Source organism: Brevibacillus fortis, from assembly GCF_003013395.1.
Classification (GTDB): domain Bacteria; phylum Bacillota; class Bacilli; order Brevibacillales; family Brevibacillaceae; genus Brevibacillus; species Brevibacillus fortis.
This window is the reverse complement of sequence record NZ_PXZM01000039.1, coordinates 40,065-61,892: the sequence shown is the minus strand read 5'-3', so window position 1 is coordinate 61,892 and position 21,828 is coordinate 40,065. Positions and strand designations below refer to the sequence as shown.

Here is a 21,828-nt window from a genome sequence, read left to right as displayed (position 1 = left end):
CCCAAAGTTAATTTGTTTCGAAGCCATACAACGAGTCAACCCATTCTTGTCTGGAACTATTCAGGAACGCATCATAAGTCATAGTAAAATGTTGACCATCCCATGGATCCATATACATAACATACCTTGTGGAATCATTTATATAACCATCAATGACAACATTATGACCAATGTCCTGGGTCTTCCATTTAATCGCGACAAGAATTGGAGAATCAGTATTGATCTCTCGAACTGTACGACTCCAAGACATAGAATCATACTCTCTGCTACTACTAACCCCAAAATGTTCAATTCCATCCTTCGTATTTCGCATATTTTCAGGCTTATTAACTGCTTCACCTTTAACATATTCAACAAAATCGTGCTGAGTAACGCTTTCGTTAAAATAGTCTAAAATTGAAACAGAAGTTGCAGCCCAGCACCAGTTGCCAGCAGCCTGCGAAACATCTTTGACATTTAATGACACCGTAGTACGAGCAGCTTCAGTTGGGCTACTAACAATTGCAAGCGTCGACAATAAAATTGCTGCAAGCCCATACTGTAGCGCTTTTTTCAATGGTATCTTTTTCACAAACATCCCTCTTTTTACGTTTATTTGTAAATTACTTATTTAATTGAAAATATTACCAAATAATCAGAATTAAATATAGCATTCTTCTTTTGGTTGGTTTATGGTATATTTATATGAATTCTATTAAAATTCGGTAAATGGTTGCGCACGTCACTCAAAATGTGGATCTCCATGAATTAGGAATTCCATTTTTAGTTGATAGATAATATCTGCAATACAAAAGTGGAGACGTTGAAGCGTCTCCACTTTTGTATTTGTACTAGAAGTTTATATACCTATTGCTTGGAATAGAATTTGGTACGAGAGTTGCTCTTTGGCATCATTTCATCCACACGGCAACCGCACCTCAAAACATGTACGAAGTAGATCACTTTGGACAGAAATCGTTCCCCGATGCTTCTCCACGATATTTTTCACAATAAACAAGCCGAGTCCTGTTCCTCCCCCTTGATGAGTTCGCGCTTTGTCGCCCGTAAAAAACATGTCAAAAATATGCGGTAGCGCCTCCTCAGGTATCTGGTCACCGTAATTCATGATTTGCACAACCACTTCATCGCCCTCACAATAAGCGTTCAAATCGATAAATTGGCCATCGCCCCCATAGCGTATCGCGTTGGTCAGGATGTTCTCAAATACTCGCGCCAGTAGCTCTCCATCTCCCACTACCACTAATTGAGCAGCAATCGTACACCGTGCGACCAGCTCGTTTTTCTCAAAGGAAGGATACATCTCTTCATTTAACTGGACAAGTAATTCACTCACATCCATGACCTTTTGCTCGATGTTGACCATGCCGTAATTCATTCTGGTAATTTCGAAGAGCTCATCAATCAGCTTTTCCAATCGTTGTGACTTGGTAAAAGCAATCGTCGCATAATGCCGCATTTGTTCTTGTGGCATCTGCTCATCTCGCAAAATGAAATCCAGATAACCCAGAACGGATGTCAGCGGTGTGCGTAAATCGTGGGCCAGATTCAAAACAAGCTGATCCTTGCTGCTTTCGGCGAAATCTCCTCTTTCTACCGCCTTTTGCAGCATATCGCTTGCCTGATTGATGTCCTTCGCGATATCTGCGAACTCGTCATTAGTTGGAATATGGACATGCCGCGTAAAGTCTCCGCTGGCGAGATAATGAATACCCGAGGAAATCTCCCGAAAGTAGCCCGCATACCGTTCGGTCAGGAGATAGAAAAAAAAGATCGCAATGGGAGCAAAGACAATCAAAAAGAAATTGATATCCCCTATCTCCCTGATGTAACGGCGAACATGGGCAAGCGGTTCTTCATACTTGACCTCCGTCCGATAGTAAAACTGGAGTACTTTATAGAGCAGATAGGTTACGATACCGGCGAGAAGCATGCCAAGCCCAAGAAGCTCAATCATTTTAGAACGAAAGCTATGTCTCCTCTTCATCATGGAAAAAATGAACCACTCCCTATATTGTTTTTCGTCCAGGGATCAATCAAAGTAGACTCTTTTGACACGTTCTCCTAAACGGCTTACCAGCTCGTTCGTAATGGTTTTGCACTGTTGGGCCATTTCCTCGGCAGTGATACTCTCGTCTTGATCTATGCCGATAAAGGTCACAACGTCCCCCACTTGCACCTCTTCCATATCTGTAATATCTATAATCAGTTGATCCATACAGACAAAGCCAATAATCGGTCTCCTTTTTCCTCTGATCAGGCAAGTAGCCTCCGCTTGTGACAGCATACGCGGAATCCCGTCTGCATATCCGATGGATACAATGGCGATCTTGCTGTCTTGCTGCACGCTGTAGGCGCGTCCATAGCCCACGGCGGCTCCTTTTTCCACCTGTTTCACCTGCACAACTCTTGCTTTCAGTGATAACACAGGGCGTAGGTCGACGCTTGCTTTTACCGTGTCTCCCTGATTGCTCAACATCCCGTAGAGAGCTATCCCCATTCGAGCATAATCATAATGCAGCTCCCCATAATTCAGCACACCGTAACTGCTTTGAACGTGTAGCTTCTGTGGATCGATCCCCATATCTTTCAACTGTTCGATCACGTTCTGGAAACGGGCGATTTGATTTTTGGTGTATGCGATATCCGAAGCTTCCAAACTGTCAGCCACACTCAGATGCGTAAAGGTACCGCCTACCTGCAAATTTTTATATCGATACATGGCCGCAATTTTTTCCGGGCGTTCCCAAGATTCCCCGAGTCTCCCCATCCCCGTATCGATCTTGATATGAACAGGGATTTTCACGTTGTAACCATTCAGTTTTTTGGCATGTTCGTCATCTACTATGGTTTGCGTCAGTTTGAAACGGGCGATTTGGCGTATACGTCGCTCATCGGTATAGCCAAGCACCAGAATCTCCCCTTTTACGCCCTTCTTCCGGAGCTCGATTCCTTCATCGATTGTGGCAACAGCGAAGTGATTAATCCCGAGCTTGTTTAAATACCTCGCGACTTGCCATCCGCCGTGGCCATATGCCTGCGCCTTCACGACTGCCATCACTGCACATTCCTTCGGGAGAACCCGCTGGATTTCCCTTACATTATGCTGGAGATGAGGAAGATGGATATCCGCCCATGCTCGTCCTGTTTGATCTGGTTTGCCACCTCGAAAGCGCGGGATCACCTTCATCGCTATCACAGAAAGAACAAACGACAGCACCGTGACCAGCGTAAAATGCACCAAGCTGTTTTCAACAAGCAGCCCTGTCAGTCCCGTTACTTTGGCCGCTGCGCGAATGAGCACAATACATAGCGGATGAATGACATAAACATACAGGCTCAGCTTTCGTAAGGCTGGGCGATTTCTGCCTTTCCAGAACAACAGCAGTTGAAATAGAAAATACATGCACGGTATCAAAAAAATATACATACTGTCATGGCGTTGCAGCTGAAAAGCGTGCAAAAGCAAGCCTTCTATGACTAACATGCTTCCGAACAAAACAAACCCGATGGCATACGGTGCGACCTTTTTCTTTTTCCGCCTGCGGGTATTGGCAATCATCCCTCCCATGACAATAAACACAGGGGCAAAAAATATACCGTTTCGCGTGTAATCAAACAGAGTAAACATCGATTGATAAATACTGTCTACATACGGATTCATCTGTGCCAAGCCAAAGTAGCTGTCTCCCAATAGCCCGATGCCATACAACAGCAAAGTCACCCAAAACGTTTTCCATGCAGATAGTCTTGTATACAAAAAGGTACTGATACAGACCCCCAGCATGATACCAGGGAAATACCACAGATGATACAGTGTCCCGTTAAACAAGATATCTTTCACCGCTGAAAATACGGTAAATCCATCTGTAAAATACCCTGCGTACACATTCACAGGAAGATAGAGAAGGATTGAAAGCAAATATAGCTTTCCTACTTTCCATAAAAACGGCTTCAGCAAATACGCATTTCTGTTGTGATCTGTGCCAAGCTTTTGTAAGAAGAAAAATCCTGTGCACATAAAGAAAAACGGAACTGCTACCCTGCCTATCGTTCGTGTAAGTGTAAAATCAGCCCATTCGTTCATGGACAGCAGGGGAGAGGTATGGATTGCGATGACAAGAATCGCCGCAATGATGCGGAATTGATCCAGCCCTCCATACTGTTTTTCATTAGCTACATTCATTACGTGCCTCCTGATGAAACACCGTAACGATAAATCCATCCACGTTATTACCCGATATTTCGTAGCTCTCACCAGCCACAACCGGGATGTGTGTAACAGTATCGGTAGCCTTTACATAGTAGATTTCAATACTCTCATCATTCACTAGCAAATGCTCCTGATGGAATTCGTAGTTTTTCACATACTCGATATACTCTTCCAGACAAAGCTGGAGCTTTTCCATCAAAACAGCATGCGGATAGCCCACATACCGAAAATGCCAAGGCTCATCCGATATCCCTGTCAGCTGTTCCTTGTCTTTGTCGTAGCGTTTGATAAACCCATAGTGACTGGCACGGTCTTGAAACATTCGGCATACGCCATGATCAGGAAAAGAAGGGCAGATAAAATCGATCTCTTCCTTCTTCTCCCCTACATCTATCGCAAGCCCTGTCTGATGCTCGCTTTCATTCGGACGCGCTACATATTGACTAGTAAACACCTCTCCATTTTCGAGCAAGGATTGATCATAGATATCCGTTTGTTCGGACTTGCTGCGAAATCCACTGACAGGTACGATATCATGCTTGGCGTTGCAGGCTTTCAATAGCTTGGCAAACATCTTCGCAGCCGTTTTTTCCAGCATCATATTGTTGTGTGCTCCGTCAATTAGCCGCATGCGGTTCAGTAGGATACCGTCGTCTGTTTGCCAGCGGATCGGGTACTGGCGATTCACCAAAATCAGATGGCCGTGATGTAGATTGTCGCTGTGCAAAGAAATCGTAAAGACGTGAGGTTGTGTCATCGGTTAGTCCTCCTCCAACGCTAGCATAATCAACGTATCAAGAAGCTCTTTATAGGAAATTCCCGCTGCACGCAGCATGCTTGGATACCTGCTTTTCGAGGTAAAGCCGGGGATCGTATTCACTTCGTTAAACACAATGTCTCCGTCTGGTGTGACAAACATATCCACGCGAGCGAAGCCACGACAGCCCAAAGCCTGATAGAGATGGGTGGCTGTTTGCTTGATTTTATGAGCGAGTTCTTCGTCAATTCTTGCTGGGACATGGATGTGGGCAGTCTCCAATGAATACTTTTCCGTGTAATTGAAGAAACCCTGGAGTAATTCGATTTCATCCACTTCTCCCACAATGACCTCACGATTTCCTAGTACCGCACAGCCTACCTCAAATCCCGCGATGTTTTCCTCGATGACTACTTTGTCATCATGCAGAAGGGCGTTTTCTATACCGAAAACCAATTCTTGCGTGTTGTATGCTTTTGTAATCCCAATCGAAGACCCTGCCTTTGCAGGTTTGACATACAAAGGGAATCCCAGTTCTTCGGTGGCAGATTGAACCGTTGCAAGCGCAGTATTTTGATAAACGGTAACGGATCTTGGCGTTTTTACACCGGAGCTTTCCGCCAGCGTGTGCGCGATATCCTTGTCCATACAAATCGCAGAGGATAGCGTGTGACAACCGACAAACGGAATTCCGGCGAGCTCCAACAGTCCTTGCACCGTTCCATCCTCTCCGTTTTTGCCATGCAAAATCGGGAACACCACATCAACCGTTGTGACCGTCATGGCACCGTTCTCCTGTGCAACTATTCCCCGCACCTGTCTGCAAGGAGAGAGAAAAGCAGGCACGCACTTCTCACTTTGATGCCAACTGTCATTCCGAATACTTTCGATGTTGCCGGTATATCGCAGCCATTGCCCTTCCCTCGTAATTCCTAGCAAAATCACCTCATACTTTTCCAGACACAAACTCTCCAGCACCGAACTCGCAGATTTAAGAGATACTTCATACTCCGAGGAACATCCTCCAAACAAAATCGCTACAGTCAATTTCTTCATATCATTCACTCCCTCTGTTATTTGTTCACGTAGCTGGTTACAATCACACCGCCCATGTTGTCGCCAGAAATCACATAGTTGCTAGTCATCGGTACTTTGATCGGCATCTCTTGATCGACAGGGTAGTAGTTAATTTCATAGATCTTCCCATTGCTTGTCATGGAGATACTTCTTTTGTCTTTTACGTAATCCAGATATTCTTCCAGCGAAAAGTTATTCTGCTTCATGATCGCGCTATGCGGCAAGCCGACATACCGGAAGTGCCAAGGCTCGTATGCCGTTCCTGTAATGGCTATCTTGTCCTTTGGGTAACGCAAAATAAAACCGTACTTCCACGAGTTATCTGCCAGCCATTTGCCCTCAGGAGCATGCTCCATTTTCATTTGCGTCGATCCAATATCAAGAGCGGAACCTACGTTATGTTCGCTGTAACCGCTCGGCAGCGCGTAATCAGGTCCCATTTCTGCATACAGCTGATCTTGTTCTTCCTTGCCTCGATAACCGCTGTTCAGGATAAAGTGGCTCACATTATCTTGCTGCGCATCTTCGACCATCTCCAAAAATACTTTGGCTACACGCTCTGACACTTCGATTCTGTGATCGAGCAAACGATAGCCTTGTAACAGTTCTTCATGCTCAGATAACCGAACCACATCATTTTTTACCCCTGCCTCATGAACCGGATACTCTTTATTGACCAAGAGAAGGTCTCCCTGATAAATTTGATCTTTTGTTATTTGTATCGATTGTTGCTCCACCTCAGTAGCCTCTCCCAACGTGTCAATATGTCCCCCAACATTAGGTGGTCCATCTGCTATTTTTTGAATCAGGATATATCCAAACAGCAAGAGAATGACAAGCCAAAAAACCCTCTTTTTCAATTACAGTTCCCTCCTTCACTTACACATGTAGGATAGGGAAAACTGTTAAAATAAAAAGTAGGGTAAATATAAAATATTTATAAAGATGTCCATTCATTTTTATTAAGTTGCTAGCTTGATGGAAAGGAGGTCAGCAGCATGAATAAAACAGACCGTTTGTTGGCAATCGTTCTAGAGCTGCAGCGCAAAGATACGATACGCGCAGAAGATTTGGCCGCGACCTTCGAAACGAGTGTCCGGACGATTTATCGTGATATGCAGGCGCTAAGTGAAGCAGGCGTCCCCATCGTTGGGGCACCGGGTCAGGGCTACTCGTTAATGGAAGGGTATTTCCTGCCACCCGTCAGTTTTTCGGTAGAAGAAGCCGTTGCACTCTTGATCGGAGCAGACTTGGTCGAGCAAGCATTTGACCAAAATTTTGGAAACAGCGCAAGAGCGGTACAGCGTAAAGTAGAAGCGATCCTGTCTGCGGATGTAGGCGAACAAGCGAGCCGTATCCGTTCAACCTTTCGCCTCTTAAGCCCTGGAGCGAACAATCAGCGCGAGCAGGAAAAAGCGCATGCACAACTCCTCCACGATGCAATCATCAATAAGCGAAAGGTGCGGTTCCGCTATCGGAGAGGCACACCTGGGGAGGGTGAAAATCGTGAAACGGTGCGTGACGTTGCTCCATATGGTCTGGTGCTGGTTCGGGGTTCTTGGATACTACTCGGTCATTGCGACCTGCGACAGGATATTCGCCGATTCCGACTGTCACGCATGAGCGGACTGATTGTATTGGAAGACCGCTTTATCCTCCCTGACCATTTCAATTTTGATGATTACAAGCCTCTCGAAGATCGGTCCCTGGAGGTACAGATCGTAATCAGTACAGCTATTGCTGATCGGGTAAAAGAATCGGGCTATTATTATATAGAAGAGATAGCGGAGCATCCGGACGGCTTTCTTGTCAGACTGCGCGTCAGACAAATCGAAGAAATATTGTCTTGGATACTTGGGTTGGGGGCGGAGGCGGTTGTTCTTACGCCTGAATCCTTGCGTAGCCGAATTCGCGAAGAAGCCAAAAAATTATTTGAGCGCTACTGACATACTGCTGTCAGTAGCGGTTTTTTATAATATCGGTAAGTATAACTTCTTCGGGTTTCTTCCCGATATTACGGAAAACATTCCGCTAATACGCGGTCGCTCATCCTTGAGCAAGCCTCGATAGAAGTTTTCGTATGATCTAAGCAAAAAAACAAAGAGGAGCTGATTCACCCATGAATGCAAAAGAAATCGTGAACAAATTTGAAGACGTGACAAACCACTACTTGCACGAATTAGAAGGCTTCACCATGGAACAACTCTTGCAAAAACCAAATGATGAGGAATGGTCGATCGGCCAAATGTACCTTCACTTGATCCAATCTGCCCGCTATATGCAACTCGGAAGTATCGAGAAATGTAGACAGGGAGGTCCTGCTGTCTCAGAAGCGGGTACCGAAAAATCCGAGATCGGGCAGGCGGTATTTGCCCAAGGCTCCTTGCCTCCCGTTCGCGTGAAAGTCCCTGCCTCCCCGGAATACACACCTGCACAACCAGAGAGCAAGGAACAATTGCGTGATGGACTCATCCACGTACTTACACAGATGAAAGAGCTGGAACCGATTCTGGGCGAAATTCCTGCGCATCACACGGTGGCTCACCCTGCCTTCGGTCTACTAACCGCAAAGGAATGGTTTGTCGTCATAGAAATGCACTATCGCCATCACCTGCTCCAGCTCAACCGACTGAAAGGCTAGTTTTTTTCTCCAAACATACCCGCAAGCTTTTGATAGGTCGGCGGAAACTCTGCTTGATAGCGCAAGAAGGACGGGATCGGATAGCGGATTCCGCCTTTTTGCGTTCCCACTAATCCCTCCACAAGCTCGGCGGCATCGCGAAAATGAAAGCTGAAAGCCATCTCGTGATCCTGTGTCTGGGCAAACAATCTGTCGCCGTAACACGGTACGATCACTTGCGGCTGTCCCGTCTGGATCGGCTTGATTGCGATGTCCGCACAGTCTGCCCGACTGGAAAAGGTGGACGGAATCGATCCACCGCGCTGGTACAGCATCCCCGCAACCAATCGCATGACCTGTGCCGCATTGCCATAAATCACGACGACATCTGGCTCGATCTCTGCCCGCTCCAGCGGAAACGACACGTAGTACCCGCTTTCTTCTGCGGAAAATTTCGGGACATCCAGCTCACTTTTCACCCCATTTTCCAATGAATCTGTGTACATCCCACAGGCGAGATGACCCTCTGTATAAAAGACCGGTTGCTCTTCATAGCCAAAAGCCACCTGCGCGATTGGACAGGACAGATCGGCTCCATTCATCGCAATACTCCAGCCGTAACGCCGTGAAAAACCGACTGCTTGGCAAATGGTAATGGGATAACCAAGATCACGTACAGGTCGCTTTGCCTTGGACGGCAGAGCGGCTTCTTCTTTTCGGATGCTAACTCCCACAGGAAAGGTCTCTGTCCTCACATACATTTGTAGCGCTTGATTCAGTTCGATCGCGTTCATTCCATGCGCCCCCTCGTTTTTTACATACGCTGACCATACTCCGAATTTTTCGTCTTTTTTTATCCAAAGTCCTGTTACTCCCTTCATTTTTCTTGAAGCTTACAAGATCGTAAGGTAATGGAAAGGTTAATCGATAGGGAGTCAAAACAATCCCTGTTAGGATAAGAGCAGACTACACGTATTACTTGGGATGGCTGGAGGGTTCACAATGAAAAAGTTCGCATGGCTGGGCACGGCGCTTCTCGTCTTTCTGTTAATGGGCTGCTCTTCCAGCTCACCAGATGCAATACAAGGGCTCGGAAAAGAAGAAGCGGCGCAAATCGCTGCAGCCGCTGTTAGACAATATTATCAGGTGGATGTTGATACGACTGATCGGGAAATTACGCTGGAGGACCCAGCCAACTCGGTATACAGAGGAGTACCTGTTCATGCCATACTGAAACGCGAACCTGTGAGCGGCGATGTCCACGGCTTTCACGCCATCATCGAACCAAGGTCAAAGCAAATCCTTTCCCTGTCGATTGACGTTATTGGAATAAACGGAGAAATGGCGACCAAAACGATGACGGAAGCAGATTTGGAAAAGACAGCATCTGATTTCATCCGCTCGAAAAACCTGCTTGCGACGAACAACTTCCAATTGGTTAAAGCTTCTGACGCTCATTCCAATGACGCCAAGCGTTACTTTTATTACACAGATGGCCAAAATGACGTGGCAATCGGAGTGGACCCAGGCCTGCAACAGGTTGTTACGTTCACCTATGATTGACGCACCCTATCCCTTTACATTTACAGTGGGTTCTCCGTGGCGACCGCAATCGCTTTTGTAACGGAGAACCCATTGCTGTTTAGTTTCCGCTGTATTTATCCTCAATTTCCTCTCTCATTTCCTGATAGGTCTCGGTTGTGAGACTCACCAAGTAATTGGTAAGCTCCTCCTTGGACTGTGTAGCCAACGCTTCTCTTTCTTGCCTTTTCCCAGTAAGGTACTCCCTCGCTTCATTGCCAATCTTGCCGTTCGCAGACAAATGCTCGATCGCCATTCCAATATTCAGGCTCTCCCGCCAGTTTTTCTCGTACCAGTCCCGGTCGTATGCATCCACCCATTTTTTGCGGTCGATCAGCACAGTATCTGCTTCTGTCAAAGCATCCCGTTTCCACTGCTCCCACTTCTGGGCAATTTCTTTCGCGCGTTCTAGCTCTTGCTTGAACTGCTCACGGTTCGTCACATTTGCATACAGACCTTCTGACGCGTGGGCAATCTCCTTCAATTGCTTCTGCCCTTCTGCATTCACGTCAAAGCCGATGACGTTCAACAACGGCATAATTTTGGACTGGGACAATTCCTTGGCTACTGCCACTGGATTGCCATCGCACGTCTCGATACCGTCACTGACCAGATAGATGACATTCGTATTTTTATCCGCTTCGAATCCCGCCAAATCTTCCTGAGCAAGACGCAAGGAGTGCGCAATCGAAGTCCAGCCCGTCGGCTCAAACATGTCAAGGGCATGCGCAAGACCTTTCGAATCGTAGGCTTGCAAAGGATAGACCATCTCACTGCTGCCACAGGAGAGCTGTTTGTGCTCATCTGCATTGCTGCCCTTATGTCCATATACGCGCAGCGAGATTCTCGCCTCTTCGGGTAATGCTTCCGCAAATTCCTTGATCGCTTCCTTGGCGAGCTGCATTTTCGTTTTGTCCCCAATTTTCCCAGCCATGCTACCGCTTGCATCCAGGATGATTTCGACGTTGAAATTTTCCCGAAACTGAAAGCGGGCGTCCTCGATGTCAGGACTACCATACGAAGCCATTCTCCAACGGTCGACAACCATTTGGGGACTGAGGTAATCCTCGGCAAACAGGGTGAGCAGTTGATTCCAGTACAATTCCATGTAAGCTTCATTCATCCCGTCGACCAGAGTAGGCATTTTATCCAAAACCTGTATGATCTGCGCTCGATGCGGATAAGCTGCGTGGAAAAATTGTGTGCCAGCAAGCGGTCCGGGCTGGGAAGCAATTAATTCCTGTGTCGTCTGGGGCCATTGCTTTTGCCCGATCCCTGTACCCGCTCCTATTGCGCCCAGTGAACAGCCCGAAAGCAGCAGCATGATCAATATGCTGTTGATCAAGAGCGACATCCGCATTTTTTGTAGCTTTCTTGTCATGCCATTTCCTCCAACCATCATCATCCAAGAATAGGGATATTGATGTAAAACCAGTCGTTCACCTCATCAATAAAACCGATCCGTCTACTTTCGCCCGTCTGGTAGATTTGCTCGGAATAGGCAGGAATGAAGTCAAACCCCATCGATTCCGATTCGTACTTTACAGAAGTTGTTACCTCAATCCGATTGTCACTGTTGAACAAGTCGACGGATGAGCCGCTGAGCGTTGCTTTGTTTCTCGACAGCACTGTAGCAACCACTCCAGGAATTTCTGCGCTTGCCTTTCTCAACCCTAGACTTACATATCCCTGCAACTCAAGATTGCCTGGCAACGCACTGCTCAATACCGAGTCAATCGCGCCGTATTCAATCTCGCTTTGGGACCAATCGGGGTGCGATGCTCTCAGCGAGCTCATGGCAGCTGTTTTTCTGGGCGTGAGGTAATCTTGGTCATAATACCGTTTGGGTGACAAATCATACTTGATGATAGCCTCATCCATCTCTTCATAAATATCCCTCACCGCCGCAATACTCGCCTGCTGCGCACTATTCGACGCCTGCTCCTTGTCTACAAAAATGCCAGAAAAATTGAAAAGCGCGACAAACACCAGCATGAACATAAACCAGTAAATCGTCAGGGTGAAGATCGTCATATTTCCACGTTCATTTTGCAAGTGACGCAGTATACGTACCATCTAGTTCATCACCCTGCTCTTCATTTCCCGATCAAACGAGATATATCGGTCTTCCTTTTTGATATTGAACCACTCAGGAAGAAACCCCAGCTCCATCTGTACGCCGACCTTGGCGGTAAAATATCCGTCGACTTCCCCCGAGATATCCGCCCCTTTGAAGGAGATGTAGCCTCCTGCCGCATTCACCACGTTCCTCGCAGCTTGCGTGGCTTCTCCCGAATTCCCCGTTATCGCGTACACCTTCGCCGCTTCATTTGCTGCCGACTGAGAGATGATGACGCCGTAGACGCCAACAAGAAACTGCCAGCAAATCAGCATGATCAGAAAGACGAACGGCAGTATGGCGATAAACTCTACGGTGACCGAGCCCTTTTCATTGGAGACGATCTTCTTCAGGCGCATTCTTCGCTCATCTCCTCTCGAACTTATTTGCAAGCTACCTTTCATCAAGCAGTAATTCCCCCGACATAGCCGCCTCCGCTCCTGCTGCCTCGTCTTTCCATTTATTCACGTACATCGTGAACATGACCGCAAAAAACGGAAGAACAATCACATTGAGCAACAACTCAATAAACATGACCGCCCCGAAGGTCGCCGTAATCGACGTGACGAGGAACAGGCCCGCCAGACTGATTAACCATTCAACCAAGCTCACCATCAGCAACAGGCCAAAAATTTGGATGAAATGCTTTTTACCCATTTCCATGGCAGCTCGCCAGCATCGCCAAGCCGATTGTTTTTTCAGCACCACAAAAAACGGCGTCAAATAGAACAGGAGCAAAAGAATCAACCCGGGTATCATGAACAGCATCATTCCTGTAGAGACAAGAAAGCTAAACACAATCCCAAATACGAACACGGAAAAGCTGTGTTCAAAAAAAGTCCGAAATGCCTTTCGAATCGGACGCTCATCGCCGTCCAGATCACTTTGGACATACTGGGCAAAAGGGATCTGGAGGATCAACAAAAACAGGAGCAGTAAAAACAGATTGAAAAAGCTTGCCACGAATTTGGCACCCGTGATCGCGGCGATCAGATTCAGGTAGTTCAACGTAAAGTTGTGGATGATAAAAAATGGCACCACGAGCACGGCGGACAAGAGCAGCAAAGATTCGATGTTCCGTGCGTAAAAACGGATGCTTTCTTTGAAAGGATGCATATGGGTTTCTCTCACCTTTCCTGTTAAGGGTTTCTCAGTTTATCCATCAGCCCGTTTTCCAAGATGGTCATATTCAGCTTCTCGTGGGCTTCCCGCAACTGTTCAACCGAACGGAAAGATTCATGTTTCCCTGTCGTATGCGTCTCAAAGCTTTTCACAGATTCATCGGCAATATTTCGCAGCGTTTTGTCTTTGTATACAGAGAGCAAGTCGTGCAGCTTTTTTCGTTTCTGCTCCTGTACCCGATCCAGTTCTACACGATTGGATTGGAAAAACTGATAAAGGCGGTCCACCGAGTCTTTGATCAGCACCTGCTTGCGAATGCGATCATACAAAATGTAGTCGGATTCAAATAAAACATCCCGTAATGCCGTTTCTTCTCCCGCAATGACGTAGTTGCGCGCGAAGAATTGATTGAGCAGATCCATCCCTCGATCATAAATGGCACGCAGTTGCTCCCGGCTTTCCATCATGGTTTTGCAAACGTCGATAAGCTTCTCTGCATCTTGCCGAATCACAGTATCCATCTTATCCTGGTAGCTGGGCAGCAGTGCGTTCAGAAACTCGTATTTTTGCTCGTACATTTCAATCGGCTTCTCTTTATCAATGGCCAGATTGTTTTTAATCTTGCGCCCCGCATGTGCATGCACCAAAAACAGTTTTACCACGGGGTCTGCTTCCTTGCGGCGAACCACGTCACCATTCGGTCGCAGCACCAAGTACCCGACAGCGTCTTTTTTCCCCCATCTCCAGTACGCTACATGGTAGTAATATTCTCCGTCTACGTAGGCTGGGTAATTATACAGCTCCGTCCTCTCTAAAAAACGCTTATTCCGCTCGATCTGAGCCTGAACCTGTGGTGTATTTACGACTTTCATAAGCAAGGACCTCCGTTACGCAAATAAGGATTTCACCCAACCAACAGCTTTTCCGACCCCATCCCGGATTCCACGGGTAATCGCTCCTCCGGCTAGCTTGTCAGCGTACTTCACGAGTTTACTCAATCCCCACAAAACCGCACCAGTGACTACAAGCACACCACCTACCGCCTGCCCACCCGGTATGACGGACGCAATGACCCCTGCATCCATCAGCACACTGCCGAAATTACCGGCGCCATCCACGAATTTATCATTTTGCGTGGCTTCACTCTGGCTCGGATCAAATGCAGTGCTAAAACTTCCAAAGGTATCCATGATGTCAAATGGAAGGCTGATTGCGGCTACGCCAACATTTAAGCCTTTCACAATCCCCGGCATTCTGACGCCGGATGGATTTGCTGAATTCGTGAGCTGACCGCCTTGGAAAATATCCCGAAAACTGTTATTCGGCAGTTGCGCCAACACAAACTGATAGTTGGCCCACGCGTTCATCCCGTCAAGTGAATCGACACCCAAGCCGGTTACCGTGTTTACATACGGCGTATTTTTGAAGGCCAGATCAAGGCCCTTTATCGCCAGATCTCCCAAAAACAAGGCTTTGCCACGAAGTCCCGCCGCCATGTCTACTTCGCCATTCATGAGCAAATCAGCGCTGTATTTCACCGTTCCGCCCATGACGTCCTTGAACGTCCATTTGACGGCACCGTATTCCAGCGTCTCTGTCATCGGCTTCGGGCTATCTGGATCGACGCCGGGCTTCTGCGAAGCAGGCATCTGTACATTCGGTACAGGTGCAGTTGCATTTGGCGCTTGCGGATTCGAATGATTGACGCTTGGTCCCTGTAAATCAGGTGCCTGCGGATTTATCCGATCCCAGTTCGGCGCCTGCGGGTTCAAATTTTCCCAATCAGGAGCCTGCGGGTTTATTTGTTTCCACTGCGGGGCTTGTGGGTTGAGCTGCTCCCATTCTGGCGACTCCAGATTCGGTTGATCCCACTTTGGGGCCTCATATTGCAGCCCTTGATACTGAATGGAAGCTGCTAGGCCCACCAGCGGAAACAGATTCATCATAAGAATCAGAAAAGCGAATGTTGCCGCTGCCATTGGGCCTCTTAACCATTTCCTCACTTCACAAACCTCCTTTTGGAGATTTCGTCTCTAATTCGTTTTCGTATGTTGTGCAAACTTCTGGTTGATCGCATCCACGGCTTCCTTATAGGATTTCTCGTTCAAAGTATCCAGGAATTGCTCCAGTTCATCTGCCTTTTTCTGCGCGATTTCCAGCTGCTCATCGTTCAACTTTCGCAGCTGATCGGCGAACTCATCTGAAATCATGTTGTTTGCATCCATGGTCATGATTACAGATGTTAGATCATGATTTTCCCGTTTGGCGATACGGCTCCATTTCAAAGCAAAGTGACTAATGTCGATCGATCGAGAACTACGAGTGGATACAGCTTGATGGGATGCATTGGCTTTCCACTCTTTCCACTTGTTCGCGATTTCTTTCCCACGATTGAATTCTTCTTGTAGCTCCTTCTGATCTTGAATCAGAACATAGCGGCCTCCCGCTGCCTTCGCGACTTCTTTCAACTGCTGCTGCCCCGGACCGTCTACACCAAATCCAATCACGTTAATAATCGGCGTAATCTCTGATTGGGCCAACTGTTTGGCAGCTTCGGCTGGGTCACCATCGCATGTTTCGATTCCGTCACTGACGAGGAAGATCATATTGGTGTTCTTATCTCCAGGCAATTTGCTTAAATCCTTTTTCGCTTCCAGCAAGGAGTAGGCAATCGGTGTGTATCCGGTAGGTTGGAACTGATTCAAGGATTGCTGCAGTTTTTCTTTGTTATAAGGCTGCATCCCGTATACCAGTTCACTGCTGCCGCAAGACAGTGCTTTATCCGACTCTTTCCCGCTGCCCTTGTGTCCGTATACGCGCAGAGCGACATTCGCCTGTTTCGGCAAAGATTCAGCAAAGGCTTGAATCGCTTCTTTGGCCGCATCCATCCTCATCTTGCCGCCCGATTTTGCCGCCATACTGCCACTCGCGTCCAGGATAATCTCCACATTGTAGCTTTCCTTGAACTTGAACCGCGGATCATCGATGTCCGGATTGCCAAATGAGGCCATTTTCAGTTCATCCATCATCTGTTGCGGATCAGGATAGCTTTGAGCAAACAACCCCAACAAGGCAAGGTGGTACTTGTTAACCATCTCTTCATCCGGGTTTTCAACCGTAGGGAACTTTTTAAGTTCAGGCAATACTTCTTCTCTGTTGCTGTCATACGAAATCCCAGAAAAACGTCCTGGCAGCGAATTGACGAAGTCCTCTGTCGTTTCCCGCTTTAGCGGAATTCCTTCCTGTGCCAATGCCTCCAGCGTCTTTACTTTTTCTTCTCGCGTTAGCTCGGCATTTGTTTCTCCTGTTTGGTCTGGCGGTTGGCTTTGCGAAGGCGGTGTTTCCGTGCTTGGTGGAACAGAAGGATTTTGCCCCTCTGTGTTCTGGGAAGTCTCCGGTTGATTGTCCGCCTCTTGCGAACACGCCGTTAACAGGCTCGACAGGAGGATCACTGCAATTATTCCCTTCACGAGTCTCATCAAAGTGCTACCTCCTGCTTGATTTTGACTTGCTATGTATGAAGCGTCGTATGTTTCAGGTGGTGAAGAAACATTCCTTCACCACCTCTTTTCCATATGCTCATCACCAAAAAAGCATTCAATGGATGATTAATTTCCGTCTAATTTTTTGATGATATTGCTAAGCGTATCCCCAATTGATTCTCCGACGAGTGCCGGGTTCCCATTAAAGTAAGTAATCACCGCTCCAAACACAGCGATCACCACACCCGCCAATGCGATCCACTCAATTGCTTGCGCTCCTCTTTCATTTCCCAGTGCTCCTTGACCTTTTGCATACCATTTCAGCATCATGCTTTTCATGAAACATCTACTCCCTCATTATTTGGATGAATAATAAATAAAGAACTGTGCACTCCCATCTCGCTGACGGGCATCACCTCCTAAAAGTGAAGCCATGGATCATGGCATGATGTCGGAGAACAAGCTGAAGTTCTCCAAAATATTCAATACCATCAAACCGCCAATCAGGATAATCGCTGTAGGAGTCACGACAAACGTGGTGATCAGGGTTACCTTTGGCGACGCCTTGGCCGCCTTTTCCTTGATCAGCTCTTTGCGGATTCTCCGCATGTTTTCTGCCTGTGCTTTGAACGTGACGGCAATCGGCACCCCCAGGCGCATCCCCTGAATGAGCGCTTTGATCAGCATTTGAAACTCCGGATTGTCGTTGCGTCGCAGCAATTGTTCATACGCCTTTTCCCTCTGCACACCGAGATCCAGCTCTTGATTGAATCGGGAAAACTCTTCTCGAATCGGCCCATCAAAAAACTTGATGACTTCGCGCAAAGCCTGATCAAGACTCACCCCCGCCTGCAAGGTCACGCTTACCGTGTCAAGAAATTCAGGCAGATCATAACGAAGCTGATGTTGGCGATCGCGCGCTTTTTTCTTCAACAGCAGGATGGGTAAAAAGTAGCCAACCAACGGCCAGGCGATCAAGCCTAGATGCGATAATGGAAAGCCGAGTATAAAAAACAGCGTGCCAGCAATAATGCCGAGGAGAGCCATGAAAATTTTGACTCCTTGGAATTGGGCGACGGTCAAATCTAGTGGACGCCCAGCCTTCAGCAACCAATCCTCGACCTCATGCGACTCACTGAAAAAGTTGATGCGCTGCCCCATGACAGCATAGTCGTCTCCATACCGAAGCAATCGTTTGACCAGACGCTCGGATGAAGTTTCCTGCTTGCGCACACCGTAGTTTTTGTGCCCGCTCATCTCATGGACATGTGCGAGCAGCTTTTGCTTCTCGATGGAGTAGCGATACCACTCCTTCAGACAGATCGCAAACAGCAACAGAAACAAGAACACGCATGTGATTATGAGAGCATCCATGTTTTCACACCTTTATGTTGGTCACTTTCTTTACGAGGATATAGGACAAGAGAGTTCCGATTACAAACAACCCCAGAAGAAAAAGACCAAATCCGGAAAACAGCGGATCAATGAAGCCTTTGTTCATCATGTTCATCATCAGCACCAGGGCAATTGGCATGATCGGCACCAAGATAGAGACGTATCGCTGTTCCGCCGTCATCGTCTTGATTTCCTGATTCACGATGCGGCGATCCTCCAATGTCTCCGCCATTTCTTGCAGCACCTGGCTCAAATTCCCCCCTGCGCGCCTTTGAATCAAGAGCGTAGCAGAAAAGATACGAAATTCTCGCGTCGGTATTCGTTTTTCCATGTCAGAGAGCGCCCGGTCAAAGCTGACGCCTAGTTGCAGCTCACGCGCCATGCGGCTAAACTCATCACCAGCGGGATAATTCATTTCCTTGGCTACCAGTGAGATCCCCTGCGAGAGCGTAAGACCTGCGCGTAGCGAGTTGGCCAAAAGGCGGCACACTTCGGACAGCTGTTCATTCAATCGTTCCTGGTACTTGTTGCGTCGGACAAAGAACAGCACGTTCTGTATGAGATACATCACCACTGCACCGATCATGATGTTAAAAGGAAAAGAAATATTCACAACGTTACTGAACAAGAAGGCGAGCCCCATGGTACCTACGATCAAAATTCCGTAAAACTCCGAGGGAGCAAGCGGGAAGTTCGCTTTGATCAGCTTTTTTTGGATTTCTTTGGCATAGGGCGTCTGGTCAAATTTGTCTCCCCAAACGATGACGACGCTTTTTCGTTTTCCCTTTACCTCGAACCATTCTTCCGCTTTCTTTTTCCATTCGGTCTTCTTGGCCCGATAACCTAGATACTCGTAGATGCCCCATATGCCAAACAACACCGCGAGACTAAACAGAATAGGCATGGTCACGCTGCTTCCCTCCTTCCGCCCTGAATGAAGATTCATCCAGATGGATTCCAAATACTTGGAGCCTCTCCAAGCACCGCGGGATTAGCCCGGTTGCCGTAAAGCATCCAAGCACTTCCCCTTTCGCGCCGATCCCCTTCCGTTGGAAACGAAAAATCTCGTTGACCTCCACCCGTTTGTCTTCGGTTTTTGCTACTTCCGAAATGGAAACGATTTTACGTGTTCCGTCAGACAAGCGTGTGACCTGGACGATGATATCCAGCGCACTGACGATATATTCACGGACAATCGTGGAGGGCAAATCCATCCCGGCCATGACGACCATCCCTTCCAAACGGTTGAAGGCATCCTGTGGCGAGTTGGCGTGAACGGTGGTAAGCGATCCTTCATGTCCGGTATTCATTGCCTGCAGCATATCGAACGCCTCTGCACCCCGTACCTCCCCTACGATGATTCGGTCTGGCCTCATCCGCAGGGAGTTTCGCACAAGCTGCCGGATCGTGACTTCCCCTGTTCCCTCCATGTTGGGTGGACGTGCCTCCATCCCAATACAGTTGGGGTGTGTCAGCTTCAACTCGGCTGAATCCTCAATGGTTATGACACGTTCATAGTGGGGAATAGCTTTTGCTGTCGCATTCAGCAGCGTCGTCTTACCACTACCGGTACCGCCGGAGATCAGCACGTTCATTTTGGCTTCCACCACGGCTTGAATGAACTGAGACATCGCTTCACTGAAAGAACCGAATTGCATCAGTTCATCCATCAAGAAAGGCTCTTTACGAAATTTACGGATCGAAACGAGTGTGCCATTGAGACTGATCGGAGGGATAACGGCATTCACGCGGCTTCCATCCTTCAGACGGGCGTCGACCATCGGCGAGCTTTCATCGATTCGTCGGCCAAGCGGTGCCACAATCCTGTCCACGATATGCCGCAAATGTTCCTCGTCACGAAATTTTAAATCGGTTAATTCAAGCCTTCCTCGCTTCTCGACGTATACCAGGTTGTGTCCGTTAATCGAGATCTCCGTGATTTCCGGATCGGCGAGCAGCGGTTCAAGTGGGCCAAGCCCCACCGATTCATTGATCAGACGAGTCAGCAGGATGTCCTTTTCATTTCGCGGAATGACTACTTTCTCTTCCGACATGTATTGGGAGACGAGACGTTCGATTGCGAGACGCATCTCATCTGAACGAAGACTGGTCAATCTCTCCAAATTGGTCTCCCGCAAGAGTCGGGTCTTGTAGTGCTCAGCCAGCTCGTCGATGTACGGATTGAAGGAAGGAGCTGCTAATGTGGCAGAGAGTGTCGTCTGCTTTGCCTCATCCCCTGGCGCTGTCTGCTCTTGCTTTCGTCGGAATAAAGCCATCTAACTCCCACCTTTTTGAACTTGCTCTTTATGACAGTTTCTTGAGTACCCATTTCCGGATGTCTTTCGCAGCAGGAGAGAGCTTCTTCTCATTCGCTTCCTTTTGCAACGGTCGGCCTTGATTGACAGCCGCTTGCACCCCTTGATGATCTCTGCTGATTTCAGCAGTAATCGGTGCGCTGAATAACCCTTTCAAATCAGACACATTCAGCTCGTTATCCCTTCCCACCTGGTTGACGACCACTTCGAGCCTGCCTGCCGTGTCAATTCGCAGACGGCTGAACAAGTCTTCCACGAGTCGGTAAATTTGAACGGACGGTGTGTCCAGATTCATCACGTAATAAATCATGTCAGACTCTGACAAAGCGGCAAAAGTAAGCTCGTTCATATGCGTTGGCAGGTCAATAATCACAAAGTCATAACTGCGGCGACTAGCGCGGATTAACCTGGTGACAAATGCCTCGGACATATTCTCCGCCGTCTCGGCATCACGCGGGCTGACGAGCACCTCCAGCTTGGAATGGTTCTCCCTCTGGGCCACGTTGCGAATATGGAATTCGTTGATTTCGTCCATAACCGGCATGAGATCGCCCAACGTACGGTTGTTGTCAAAAGACAAGAAGGTTTCTATTCCACCGTATTGGAGATTGAGATCGATGAGCAGCACACTGGCCGTAGATTCCAGCTTCAACGCTTGCGCAAAGCCCGTTGCCAGTTGAGTGCGTCCGCTTCCCCCTTTTCCACTGTAAAAGGAGTACACCTTTCCGCGACCACGCACGAAAGCTTTACCAGATGCATCCGTGCCCTTTTTTCTCTGTTTGATCTGGGACAAATCTGATATTTTGTCGAGACGATCGGACAACAGGTTGAGCTCATCAGGTATCACGATGTATTCCACCGCACCCGCGCGGACAACATCTCGCAGCAGAACAAAGTCCTGTCTTTCCGTGAGATAAATAAGGATGCCCTCCGGGAGCTCGCCTTGTATGTACTGCACCAGCTCTACTCCTGCTCCGTCTTCCGGCTGCACAAGCAAAACGACATCGGGTCCAATCCGGTCAATTTCTTTTTTCACTTCGATGGAAGTCGTGTAGCGTACTTGCTCATACGGAGTCAGAATATCTCTCAGCATGTCCTTTACAGAGTCGTAATCCGCAACGACGAGAATCTTCATATCTTTGTTCATGAC

General features: G+C 47.8%; 22 protein-coding genes. 3 read left to right on the top strand and 19 right to left on the bottom strand.

The annotated features are described in order from the left end of the window. Positions 1 to 7 precede the first annotated feature (7 nt). The 6 genes from C7R93_RS23160 to C7R93_RS23135 all read right to left on the bottom strand — a co-directional run bounded on the left by C7R93_RS23160 (position 8) and on the right by C7R93_RS23135 (position 6,904). On the bottom strand, positions 8 to 571 hold the full coding sequence (locus C7R93_RS23160; protein ID WP_158264047.1) for a papain-like cysteine protease family protein: 564 nt from the start codon (positions 569 to 571) through the stop codon (positions 8 to 10). A 324-nt stretch (positions 572 to 895) separates the two neighbouring features. Then, a complete protein-coding gene (locus C7R93_RS23155) occupies positions 896 to 1,987 on the bottom strand; it encodes a sensor histidine kinase (protein WP_106841029.1) in 1,092 nt (363 codons plus the stop codon). Positions 1,988 to 2,029: 42 nt separating this feature from the next. Further along, positions 2,030 to 4,183 (bottom strand): serine racemase VanT catalytic subunit, encoded by a 2,154-nt coding sequence (vanT, locus tag C7R93_RS23150; RefSeq protein WP_106841028.1) that lies wholly within the window; start codon positions 4,181 to 4,183, stop codon positions 2,030 to 2,032. Further along, entirely contained in the window at positions 4,170 to 4,967 is a 798-nt protein-coding gene (locus tag C7R93_RS23145) for a M15 family metallopeptidase (RefSeq protein ID WP_106841027.1), read from the bottom strand. The genes vanT and C7R93_RS23145 overlap by 14 nt, the downstream gene beginning before the upstream one ends. A 3-nt stretch (positions 4,968 to 4,970) precedes the next feature. Next, entirely contained in the window at positions 4,971 to 6,023 is a 1,053-nt protein-coding gene (gene vanG / locus C7R93_RS23140; RefSeq protein WP_106841026.1) for a D-alanine--D-serine ligase VanG, read from the bottom strand. Positions 6,024 to 6,040: 17 nt separating this feature from the next. Beyond that, a complete protein-coding gene (locus C7R93_RS23135; protein WP_106841025.1) occupies positions 6,041 to 6,904 on the bottom strand; it encodes a M15 family metallopeptidase in 864 nt (287 codons plus the stop codon). A 138-nt stretch (positions 6,905 to 7,042) separates the two neighbouring features. On the opposite strand from C7R93_RS23135, the gene C7R93_RS23130 reads away from it, so the two are divergent. Next, a complete protein-coding gene (locus C7R93_RS23130; protein WP_106841024.1) occupies positions 7,043 to 7,990 on the top strand; it encodes a helix-turn-helix transcriptional regulator in 948 nt (315 codons plus the stop codon). Positions 7,991 to 8,163: 173 nt separating this feature from the next. Beyond that, positions 8,164 to 8,685, top strand: coding sequence for a DinB family protein (locus C7R93_RS23125; protein ID WP_106841023.1), 522 nt, complete (start codon positions 8,164 to 8,166; stop codon positions 8,683 to 8,685). Here the strand turns inward: C7R93_RS23125 and C7R93_RS23120 are convergent. Then, complete coding sequence (locus C7R93_RS23120) at positions 8,682 to 9,458, bottom strand: DUF169 domain-containing protein (protein WP_106841022.1); 777 nt, start codon at positions 9,456 to 9,458, stop codon at positions 8,682 to 8,684. The two genes, C7R93_RS23125 and C7R93_RS23120, sit on opposite strands and share 4 nt — an antisense overlap. Positions 9,459 to 9,666: 208 nt before the next feature. Here C7R93_RS23120 and C7R93_RS23115 point away from each other — a divergent pair, with 208 nt between their 5' ends. Continuing rightward, complete coding sequence (locus C7R93_RS23115; protein WP_106841021.1) at positions 9,667 to 10,227, top strand: putative periplasmic lipoprotein; 561 nt, start codon at positions 9,667 to 9,669, stop codon at positions 10,225 to 10,227. Positions 10,228 to 10,306: 79 nt separating this feature from the next. Here the strand turns inward: C7R93_RS23115 and C7R93_RS23110 are convergent, their stop codons facing one another. From C7R93_RS23110 to C7R93_RS23055, 12 genes are all read right to left on the bottom strand, one after another. Next, positions 10,307 to 11,626 (bottom strand): VWA domain-containing protein, encoded by a 1,320-nt coding sequence (locus tag C7R93_RS23110; RefSeq protein ID WP_106841020.1) that lies wholly within the window; start codon positions 11,624 to 11,626, stop codon positions 10,307 to 10,309. 20 nt (positions 11,627 to 11,646) lie between these two features. After that, complete coding sequence (locus C7R93_RS23105; protein WP_106841019.1) at positions 11,647 to 12,321, bottom strand: Tad domain-containing protein; 675 nt, start codon at positions 12,319 to 12,321, stop codon at positions 11,647 to 11,649. Then, positions 12,322 to 12,723, bottom strand: coding sequence for a TadE/TadG family type IV pilus assembly protein (locus tag C7R93_RS23100; RefSeq protein WP_106841018.1), 402 nt, complete (start codon positions 12,721 to 12,723; stop codon positions 12,322 to 12,324). A 34-nt stretch (positions 12,724 to 12,757) separates the two neighbouring features. After that, entirely contained in the window at positions 12,758 to 13,480 is a 723-nt protein-coding gene (locus tag C7R93_RS23095; RefSeq protein ID WP_106841017.1) for a hypothetical protein, read from the bottom strand. 23 nt (positions 13,481 to 13,503) lie between these two features. Further along, positions 13,504 to 14,358 (bottom strand): hypothetical protein, encoded by an 855-nt coding sequence (locus C7R93_RS23090; RefSeq protein ID WP_106841016.1) that lies wholly within the window; start codon positions 14,356 to 14,358, stop codon positions 13,504 to 13,506. A gap of 15 nt (positions 14,359 to 14,373) precedes the next feature. Then, positions 14,374 to 15,489: a hypothetical protein gene (locus C7R93_RS23085; protein WP_106841015.1), complete on the bottom strand. Its 1,116-nt coding sequence runs from the start codon at positions 15,487 to 15,489 to the stop codon at positions 14,374 to 14,376. Positions 15,490 to 15,519: 30 nt separating this feature from the next. After that, positions 15,520 to 16,965: a vWA domain-containing protein gene (locus C7R93_RS23080; RefSeq protein WP_106841014.1), complete on the bottom strand. Its 1,446-nt coding sequence runs from the start codon at positions 16,963 to 16,965 to the stop codon at positions 15,520 to 15,522. 129 nt (positions 16,966 to 17,094) lie between these two features. Next, the gene (locus C7R93_RS23075; protein WP_106841013.1) at positions 17,095 to 17,307 is read right to left on the bottom strand and encodes a hypothetical protein; all 213 of its coding nucleotides are present in this window, start codon (positions 17,305 to 17,307) and stop codon (positions 17,095 to 17,097) included. Between the two features lie 99 nt (positions 17,308 to 17,406). Next, positions 17,407 to 18,342: a type II secretion system F family protein gene (locus tag C7R93_RS23070; protein WP_106841012.1), complete on the bottom strand. Its 936-nt coding sequence runs from the start codon at positions 18,340 to 18,342 to the stop codon at positions 17,407 to 17,409. Between the two features lie 4 nt (positions 18,343 to 18,346). Further along, complete coding sequence (locus C7R93_RS23065) at positions 18,347 to 19,273, bottom strand: type II secretion system F family protein (protein WP_106841011.1); 927 nt, start codon at positions 19,271 to 19,273, stop codon at positions 18,347 to 18,349. Continuing rightward, the gene (locus C7R93_RS23060) at positions 19,251 to 20,639 is read right to left on the bottom strand and encodes a TadA family conjugal transfer-associated ATPase (RefSeq protein ID WP_106841010.1); all 1,389 of its coding nucleotides are present in this window, start codon (positions 20,637 to 20,639) and stop codon (positions 19,251 to 19,253) included. The genes C7R93_RS23065 and C7R93_RS23060 overlap by 23 nt, the downstream gene beginning before the upstream one ends. Positions 20,640 to 20,667: 28 nt before the next feature. Beyond that, complete coding sequence (locus C7R93_RS23055) at positions 20,668 to 21,825, bottom strand: CpaE/TadZ family protein (protein WP_106841009.1); 1,158 nt, start codon at positions 21,823 to 21,825, stop codon at positions 20,668 to 20,670. Positions 21,826 to 21,828: the final 3 nt, after the last annotated feature.